Source organism: Synechococcus sp. R5-13, from assembly GCF_047462015.1.
Classification (GTDB): Bacteria; Cyanobacteriota; Cyanobacteriia; order Thermostichales; family Thermostichaceae; genus Thermostichus.
The window spans coordinates 1-1,348 of sequence record NZ_JANSIL010000162.1 but is presented as its reverse complement, the minus strand read 5'-3'; the positions used below and the strand labels follow the sequence as shown (position 1 = coordinate 1,348).

General features: G+C 55.4%; 1 protein-coding gene. It reads left to right on the top strand.

Translation table 11 applies throughout. The annotated features are described in order from the left end of the window. Window positions 1–501: 501 nt before the first annotated feature. A partial coding sequence (locus NW840_RS12215; protein WP_414344550.1) for a DUF4388 domain-containing protein occupies window positions 502–1,348 on the top strand: 847 nt, incomplete at its 3' end.

Below are 1,348 nucleotides of genomic sequence, written 5' to 3'. Positions count from 1 at the left end.
GGCTGGGGGCAAGGGTGCCTGGTCTCCAGGATGAGGGCGGCCCCGTCAAGCCTTCTCTGGTCAGTCGATTAGCCACCCTCCTCAAGGGCATGCGCGAAAAGTGAGGCAAACCGACAGAGGGAGAACAATCCTCTGGCTTTGTAAAGAAGTTGGGAGATCCTGCTAACTTTTATCTAACTTCTGTTCAAAGAGAAAGCAAAAATAGGGGTTTTACTTTACAAAGCAACATGATCCAGGCCAAGGCCGAAACAAAGCGAACCAGAAGCCTTCTGTGAGAGGATTGAGAGTACCGCCTGATCGTATCCTGATTGTACTCCATGATAGATTTTCCCGGACGGTCAGTGTAATTGCTAGCGGGCAGAGTATCGAGCTACAAAAAACACGGTCGTAGATACACGGTTGTTGACCGAGAGTCCATGTACAAGAATAGGGATGTCTAAAAAATTACTGAAGCATTGATTTTTCGCCCATTCCATCGAAGTGGAGGTTCAAAAAATTCTTATGGCTATAGTTGGAGACCTCCAAGAATTTTCCTTGCCCGATCTGTTGCAGCTGATCGAGAGAGGCAGCAAAACAGGACAGCTCTGTATTTGGGCGCCCAGAGGTATCTACAGGATCTGGTTTTACCAAGGTCGGGTCATTGCTGCCCTACCACCTCAGGAAGAACACCGCCTGGAGAGCTTGCTGGCCCATTCCGGCTTGGTGAGCGAGCGGGTGGTCGAGAAGCTGGCTTCCTTTTGCGGCTCGGAAGAGCCTCTGGGGCGTTGCTTGCAGCGGCAAGGGTTGATTACCCCAGCAGCCCTGGCCAAGCTCTTCCGCCATCAACTGCAAACCGGCCTCTACAGCCTCTTTGCCCTCGAATCCGGCCAGTTCAGCTTCCTGCCCAACGTGCCCATGCCCTACCGAGAAATGACTGGCCTCAGCAAAAGCGCTACCGCTGCCGTCCTGGAAGCCCTGCAGCAGCTCAAGCTAGAGCAGCAGCCCGAAAAAGACCTGCCAGAGCCCGATAGCTGCTTTTGGCGTACCAGCACCGAACTGCCTCTGTTCAAACTTTCTGCGCTGGAGTGGGGGATCCTGGAGCAGGTGTCGCCTTCTCGCAAGCTGACGGCTTTGGCTCAAGCACTGGGGGCAGACCTGCTGGAGGTGCGCTATGCCTGTGCCCGTCTGGCCAAGCTGGGGTTGATCAGCCCCTGTGAGGGGCCAACGGTTCTGGCTCGGTCTGGTCACTTGGAGCTGTCCAAGTCGATTGCTGAGGAGGTGAATCCCGAGCCGGTGAGGGAGAGGCTGGGGGCAAGGGTGCCTGGTCTCCAGGATGAGGGCGGCCCCGTCAAGCCTTCTCTGGTCAGTC